This window comes from Mesorhizobium sp. B1-1-5, assembly GCF_006443065.1.
Taxonomy (GTDB): domain Bacteria; phylum Pseudomonadota; class Alphaproteobacteria; order Rhizobiales; family Rhizobiaceae; genus Mesorhizobium.
Map to the genome: position 1 here is coordinate 1 of NZ_VFWS01000184.1, position 7,097 is coordinate 7,097.

Here is a 7,097-nt window from a genome sequence, read left to right on the forward strand (position 1 = left end):
AAGGCGCTGGCGCTCAAGAAATTCCGCGACCAGCAGAACGCCTTCATGGCCGAGGGCCTGAAGCTGGTCATCGATGCCCTTGACCTCGGCTGGTCGATCCGGACCTTGGTCTTCGCCAAGGCCGGACTCGGCAACCCGGCCGTCGAAAAGGTCGCCGCGCGGACCGTTGCCGCCGGCGGCATGGTGCTCGAAGTTTCCGAAAAGGTGCTCGCTGCCGTCACCCGCCGCGAGAACCCGCAAATGGTCGTCGGCGTCTTTGCGCAGCAGACCGTGCCGCTGAAGGACATCCGCGCCAGGGACGGCGATGTCTGGGTCGCGCTCGACCGGGTGCGCGACCCCGGCAATCTCGGCACCGTGATCCGCACCGTCGACGCGGTCGGCGCCAAAGGCGTCATCCTGGTCGGCGACACCACCGACCCGTTCTCGCTGGAGACGGTGCGCGCCACCATGGGCTCGATTTTCGCCGTGCCGGTCGCCAGGGCGACCGAGCAGGCCTTTCTCGCTTGGCGCCGCGATTTCTCCGGCCTTGTCGCCGGAACCCATCTCAAGGGCGCGGTCGACTATCGCTCGGTCGATTTCTCCAGAGGGCCGGTCTTGCTGCTGATGGGCAACGAGCAGCAGGGCCTGCCGGACAGTCTCGCCGAAAGCTGCGACCGGCTGCTCAGAATTCCCCAGGCAGGCCGGGCCGATTCGCTCAATCTGGCGGTCGCCACCGGCGTGATGTTGTTCGAGATCCGGCGCGGCGCGTTGAAGCTCGAGCCTGCCAACGACATCCGATGAGGACTGCCAAATGAAATCCTGGTCCCCTTACGCGGTGCTGGTCGTCATCGCCATCGCGCTCGACCAGTGGATCAAGCAGCTGGTCGAGAACGGTCTCGCCTTTCAGGAGAAGCTCGATCTCCTGCCGTTCCTGGCGCTGTTTCGCACCTATAACACCGGCATCGCCTTCTCGATGTTCCAGTCCTTCGGCGATACCGGCCTGGTTGTCATCGCCGTGCTGGTCGTCGCCTTCGTGCTCTATCTCGCCACGCGCACGCCCGCCGGCTATGTCGTCGCTCGTATCGGCTTTGCGCTGATCATCGGCGGTGCGCTCGGCAACCTCATCGACCGTGCCGTCTACGGTCACGTCATCGACTACATCCTGTTCCACACGCCCGTGTGGTCCTTCGCGGTCTTCAATCTCGCCGACGCCTTCATCTCGGTCGGCGCGGCGCTTGTCGTCTTCGACGAGCTGATCGGCTGGCGGCGCGAAACCAAGTCCCAGGACCTTGGCAATTGACCTCACGCTGTTGAAACAGCAGACTTCCTCATCAGCCAGAGGCGAGGAGAAAATCATGCCCGACACCTTCAAAGCCATCCTCGTCTCGCGCGATGCGGACAAGAAGCAGTCCGTCGATGTCGTCGACCTCACCGAGGCCGACCTGATGGAAGGCGATGTCACCGTCGCCGTCGAGGCGACGACGGTAAACTACAAGGACGGGCTCGCCATCACCGGCAAGGCGCCGGTCGTGCGCCGCTGGCCGCTGGTTCCAGGCATCGATTTCGCCGGCACCGTGATTTCCTCCTCGCATGCCGACTGGCGCAAGGGAGACAAGGTGATCCTCAACGGCTGGGGCGTCGGCGAGACGCATTACGGCGCCTATGCCGGCCGCGCCCGCGTCAAGGGCGACTGGCTGGTGCCGCTGCCCGAGGGCATGAGCGCGCATGATGCGATGGCTGTCGGCACGGCGGGCTACACGGCAATGCTCTCGGTCATGGCGCTGGAGCGGCACGGCATCGTGCCGGACCGCGGTCCCGTGGTGGTGACGGGCGCTGCCGGCGGCGTCGGCTCGGTCGCCATCTCGATCCTGTCGAGCCTCGGCTACCATGTCATCGCCTCGACCGGCCGCAACGCCGAGAGCCCCTATCTGATCGACCTTGGCGCGGCCGAGGTGATCTCGCGCGAGGAGCTCGGCCAGCCCGCGAAACCGCTCGCCAAGGAGCGCTGGGCAGGCGGCGTCGACTCGGTCGGCAGCCATACCTTGGCCAATGTGCTGTCGATGACCTCCTATGGCGGCGCGATCGCCGCTTGCGGCCTGGCCGGCGGCATGGACCTGCCGGGAAGCGTCGCGCCCTTCATCCTGCGCGGCGTCTCGCTGCTCGGCATCGATTCGGTGATGGCGCCGAAGCCGGTCCGCCTGGAGGCGTGGCGCCGCATCGGCACCGACCTCGATTCCAAGAAGCTGTCGACATTGTCGCGCACGATCGGTTTCGACGGCATTGTTGCTGCCGCGCGCGATATCGTCGAAGGCAAGGTCAGGGGTCGCGTCGTCGTCGACATGTAGCTGGCAACGACCTCGTAAAGTTCCGGTTTCGCCCGCGCATGCGCGCGGCCGGAATCCGCGCGATTCGCTAAAATTCGAACGATCCCTCCCAGCCTTCCATAATTTCTGTCTGGCATGGTCTGCGCATGGTCGCGGACTCCGACATCAGACAGGACAGCAAAGCCGCGGGCGCTGACAGGCTCATCCCCGATGCGCCGAAGCGGCAGGTGCTCGTCGCGCCGCCGCTGGCTCCCGACCTGCCGGGGGCCAGCCACGACGGCCTGCCCTTCCTGACGATCGTCGCCATTGCCGTTCTGGCGGGGCTGGCGCATCTTACCGGAGCGCCGCTGATCGTCACCATCGGCCTCGCCGCAGCGGCCTTTGCCGGCCTTGCCATGCACCTGCGCAGCCGTCGCGACGAGCGGCGCACCGCAGTGCTGCTCGACGAAACCGCGGCCCGCAGCCGCGCCGAGATCGAGACTCTCGCCGACCGCATGTGGGAGATGCAGGAGAGCGAGGAGCGCTTCCGCGGCCTGATCGACGCGCTTGGCGATCTTGTCGTCCATCGCGATCGCGACGGCCACGTCGTTTATGCCAACAGCGTCTTTGCCTCGCTTGTCGAGCTCGATGCGCGCGATCTTGCCGGCAAGACCTTGTCCGAGCTTGGCATCGATGTCGGCATCGTTCCCGACGCCGCCTTCTCCGATCATGAATGCCTGAGCTCGACCGATGTCGCGATCCGCACCCCGAACGGACCACGCTGGTTCTCCTGGATCGAATTGTCGGTGCGCGACAAGGACACCGGCGCGGTCTCGCACCGGGCGATCGCCCGCGACATCACCGCCCGCAAGCGCGCCGAATCCTCGCTGATCACCGCGCGCGAACGGGCCGAATATGCCAGCCAGGCCAAGTCGCGCTTCCTCGCCACCGTCAGCCATGAGATCCGCACGCCGATGAACGGCATCATGGGCATGGCGAAGCTGCTTGCCGATACCGACCTCTCGCCCGAACAGCGCACCTATGTCGGCGCTGTCTCCACCTCGGCCAGCGCGCTGCTCGCGCTCATCGAGGACCTGCTCGACTATTCCAAGATCGAGGCCGGCCGCTTCGAACCCGAGCCCCAGCCGACCTCGCTGCGCGAGATCGCCGACAACATCATCGAACTTCTGGCCGCAAAGGCCTTCGCCAAGAACATAGGCCTCGGCTGCCATGTCGAGCCCGATGTGCCGCAGATGATCACCGCCGATCCCGGCCGCGTGCGCCAGGTGCTGCTCAACCTCATCGGCAATGCGGTGAAGTTCACCGACACGGGCGGGGTGCTGCTCACCGTGGCGCGCGCCCGCACCGAAACCACCGACCGTATCTGCTTCACCATCGCCGACACCGGCCCGGGCCTGCGCGAAGAGGACATGGAGCGCATTTTCGAGGAATTCGAGCAGTCCGACGGCACCTCGACCAGGGTGCATGGCGGCGCCGGCCTCGGGCTTGCCATCTCGAAGCGGCTGGCGACGGCGATGGGCGGCTCGATCTCGGTCTCGAGCCGGCTCGGCGAAGGATCCGAATTCGTCCTGGAGCTTCCGGCGGTCGCCGCGACCGAGCCGCCGCCGCATCGCCACAACATCCTTGCCGACCGGCGGGCAGTGATCGTGTCGAAAAACGCCATCGAGGCCGATGCCATCGCCCGCGCGATCAGGGCCCATGGCGGCATCGTCGAGGTTGCCGCGACACCGAGCCAGGCCGCCCCGTTGGCGGCAGGCTGCAACGTGCTCCTGATCGACGCTGCGCTCGAAAGCAGCGACGGCAGACTGCTCAAGCGGCTGCGCGATTCGGGCTTTGCCGACTGCGAGGCCATCACCCTGATTGCGCCGACGGATCGCGGCATGCTCGGCGAATTCCGCGCCAGCGGCTATGCCACCTTCCTGGCCCGGCCGGTACGTGGCGAGACCCTGCTGCGGGTGCTGTTGACCAGCCATGGCTCAGCGCTGGCCAAGCCGCTGCCGGAGCCGCGCGGTGCCCCCTCGGTGCGCAAGCGCGACCAGGGCCTGTCGGTGCTGATCGCGGAAGACAATGACATCAACGCCATGCTCGCCCGCGCCACGCTCCTCAAGGCCGGGCATCGCGTCAAGGTCGTCGGCAACGGCAAGGCCGCGGTCGATGCCGTTACCGATGCCGGCCTCAAGTTCCGCTTCGATGTGGTGCTGATGGACCTGCATATGCCTGTCATGGACGGGCTGGACGCGATCGCCGCCATCCGTCGCCATGAAGAGTCCCTGGCCATGCCCCCGATTCCGATCATGGTGCTTTCGGCCGACAGCCAGGAAAAGACCCGGCATGCCGTGCTCGCCCATGGCGCCAGCGGTTTCGTGACCAAGCCGCTCGACCCGGACGCGCTCGTCCAGGCGGTCGAGGGCCAGGTTGCCGCCTGAGGAAATTTCTAACCGTTGAACGCCTTGGCTTGCTTGGCTTTCGCGATCACAAGATAGCCGGTTGAGTGTATTGCCCAGCCGACAAAGTATTGCCCGCCACGTCGTATCACGGTACTGTCACAATCCTGTTGCACCTACACCGTATCCCCGTGCCAAGAGGGATGGCTCGAAGGAGAATCACTCGTGCATACAGTCGTGCCTGAATGTGACACTCGGCCGAATGCCGGCGGCGCCCTGCTCGCCGCCCGTACCGCCGACGCCGTCGCAAGCGGCGCTCCGCTGGGCCGCATCGGCAATCTCGAAGTGCGGCTCGCCCGCAACGAGGCCGAGATCGCCGCCGCCCAGGAAGTGCGCTATCGGGTATTCTACGACGAGCTTGGCGCGAGGAAGGACCTGTTCCAGGCGCAGGACCGGCGCGACGCCGACCGGTTCGATCCGCTCTGCGATCACCTTCTGGTGTTGGACAATTCCCTTCCCGGCCCTGAGCACCGCCGCATCGTCGGCACTTACCGCCTGCTGCGGCAGGAAATCGCCGCGACGGCCGGCGGCTTCTATTCCGAGGGCGAGTTCGAGCTCACCAAGCTGATTGCGCGGCATCCCGGCCAGCGTTTCCTCGAGCTCGGCCGTTCCTGCGTTCTGCCGGAATACCGCTCCAAGCGCACCATCGAGGCGCTCTGGCAAGGCATCTGGGCCTATATCAACCACTACGACATCGGCGTGATGACCGGCTGCGCCTCGTTCCATGGCATCGTGCCGGCGGCGCATGCCGAGGCGCTGACCTATCTCGCCCATCATTGCCGCACCAACTCCGCCTGGGATGTTCGCGCGGTTCCGGGACGCTACTGCTCCATGGACCTGATGCCGATCGAGGCGGTGAACGCCAAGGCGGCGATCGCCGCCATGCCGCCGCTGGTCAAGGGTTATCTGCGCGTCGGCGCCCGCATCGGCGACGGCTGCGTCATCGACCACGAATTCTCGACCGTCGACGTCTTCGTCGTCATGCCGGTCAAGGAGATCGGCGCCCGCTATGTCAACTACTATGGCGGCGAAGGACAGCGCTTCGCGGCATAGCGAATAGCGAATAGCGAATAGCGAATAGCGAATAGCGAATAGCGAATAGCGAATAGAAGAAAGTGGCGGGATCTGTTCCGTTCAACCCCTATTCGCTATTCGCTATTCGCTACTCGCTCCCTCAGGGAATATCCTCCGGCCTTCGCCCCGGCCGGCTCTTATAGGCCGGAAACGACCAGCCGAATTTAAGCGCTCCGCCGCGCACCGCGAATGCGCCCGCGAAGCCGAGCAGGCTGGACGCCAGCGCAGGCAGGCCGGCAACATCGCCAAGGGTGAAGATGGCGGCGCCGGCAAGCGCGGCCGTGACATAGATCTCGGGCCTGAGCAGCACCGACGGCTCGCCGGCAAGCAGGTCGCGCAAAATGCCGCCGAAGGTCGCCGTCAGCACGCCGGTGATGACCGACACGACGGGCGAGCCGGTGATCGCCAGCCCCTTGGCCGCGCCCATCACCGAAAAAGCGGCAAGGCCGACGGCATCGAGCCAGAGCAGCAGCTTGTAGCGGGATTCGAACCGGTGGGCGCTGAAGAAGACCAGCACCGCGACGACGGCACAGATCAGCACATAGCCGCTGTTGGCGACCCAGAACACCGGCAGGTTGAGGATGACATCGCGCAGCGTCCCGCCGCCGATGCCGGTGACGCTGGCCAGGAACAGGAAGCCGATGATGTCGAGTTCTTTGCGCGATGCGGCAAGCGCGCCCGTCGCCGCGAAGACGGCGACGCCGGCATAGTCGAGCATCGCGATGGGGTTCAAGGGCGGGACCAGGGAGTAAGGCAGCAGGGGAGTAGGGAAGTATGTTTAGCACGAAGCCGTACTGTTGATACGCCCCTTACTGCCTTACTGCCTTACTGCGCTATTCCCCTAACTACGCATCCTTCTCCGCCTGCTCGTTGACGGGCCCCGGCTCGACCGGCGCTTCGCCGGCGGCGATTTTCGGGCCGCCCTTGGCAACGCCGACCATGGCCGGGCGCAGCACCCGCTCCCCGATCGAATAGCCCGGCTGCACGACCTGCACCACCGTGTTGGCCGGCACATCGGGATTGGGCACTTCGAACATGGCCTGGTGGAAATTGGGATCGAACTTCTCGCCTTCCGGCGCGAGCTTCTTGACGCCGTGCCGCTCCAGTGCGGACAGCATGGCACGCTCGGTGAGATCGACGCCGTCGATCAGCGCCTTGAAACCCGCATCGCCGGACGCCTTTGCCTAGGCGGGAATAGCGTCCATCGCGCGGCGCAGATTGTCCGAAAACGACATCATGTCGCGGGCGAAGTTCGCGACCGCATAGGTACGCGCGT

6 protein-coding genes and 1 pseudogene are annotated in these 7,097 nt (G+C 65.7%); 5 read left to right on the top strand and 2 right to left on the bottom strand.

Annotation, left to right across the window (positions count from 1 at the left end):
• The 5 genes from FJ980_RS28660 to FJ980_RS28680 form a co-directional block, all read left to right on the top strand.
• On the top strand, positions 1–780 hold a 780-nt coding region (locus FJ980_RS28660; protein WP_140547012.1), incomplete at its 5' end, for an RNA methyltransferase.
• Positions 781–790: 10 nt separating this feature from the next.
• Positions 791–1,279, top strand: a complete 489-nt coding sequence (gene lspA, locus FJ980_RS28665) for a signal peptidase II (RefSeq protein WP_140547013.1) — start codon at positions 791–793, stop codon at positions 1,277–1,279.
• Between the two features lie 55 nt (positions 1,280–1,334).
• The gene (locus FJ980_RS28670; protein WP_140547014.1) at positions 1,335–2,324 is read left to right on the top strand and encodes an MDR family oxidoreductase; all 990 of its coding nucleotides are present in this window, start codon (positions 1,335–1,337) and stop codon (positions 2,322–2,324) included.
• Positions 2,325–2,449: 125 nt separating this feature from the next.
• Positions 2,450–4,729 carry a PAS domain-containing hybrid sensor histidine kinase/response regulator gene (locus tag FJ980_RS28675; protein ID WP_140547015.1) on the top strand — a complete coding sequence of 760 codons (2,280 nt, stop codon included), beginning with the start codon at positions 2,450–2,452 and terminating at the stop codon, positions 4,727–4,729.
• A 183-nt stretch (positions 4,730–4,912) separates the two neighbouring features.
• Positions 4,913–5,800, top strand: a complete 888-nt coding sequence (locus tag FJ980_RS28680) for a GNAT family N-acetyltransferase (RefSeq protein WP_095769253.1) — start codon at positions 4,913–4,915, stop codon at positions 5,798–5,800.
• 121 nt (positions 5,801–5,921) lie between these two features.
• On the opposite strand, the gene FJ980_RS28685 is transcribed toward FJ980_RS28680, so the two are convergent.
• Together FJ980_RS28685 and grpE are read right to left on the bottom strand one after the other, a co-directional pair.
• Entirely contained in the window at positions 5,922–6,554 is a 633-nt protein-coding gene (locus tag FJ980_RS28685) for a trimeric intracellular cation channel family protein (protein WP_140547016.1), read from the bottom strand.
• Between the two features lie 112 nt (positions 6,555–6,666).
• A pseudogene (gene grpE, locus FJ980_RS28690) lies at positions 6,667–7,097 on the bottom strand (nucleotide exchange factor GrpE); the annotation flags it as partial.

Bases quoted from the DNA above. Each gene is read 5' to 3' on its own strand.
- FJ980_RS28675 (WP_140547015.1), top strand. From the start codon at position 2,450: ATGGTCGCGGACTCCGACATCAGACAGGACAGCAAAGCCGCGGGCGCT.
- lspA (WP_140547013.1), top strand. From the start codon at position 791: ATGAAATCCTGGTCCCCTTACGCGGTGCTGGTCGTCATCGCCATCGCG.
- FJ980_RS28670 (WP_140547014.1), top strand. From the start codon at position 1,335: ATGCCCGACACCTTCAAAGCCATCCTCGTCTCGCGCGATGCGGACAAG.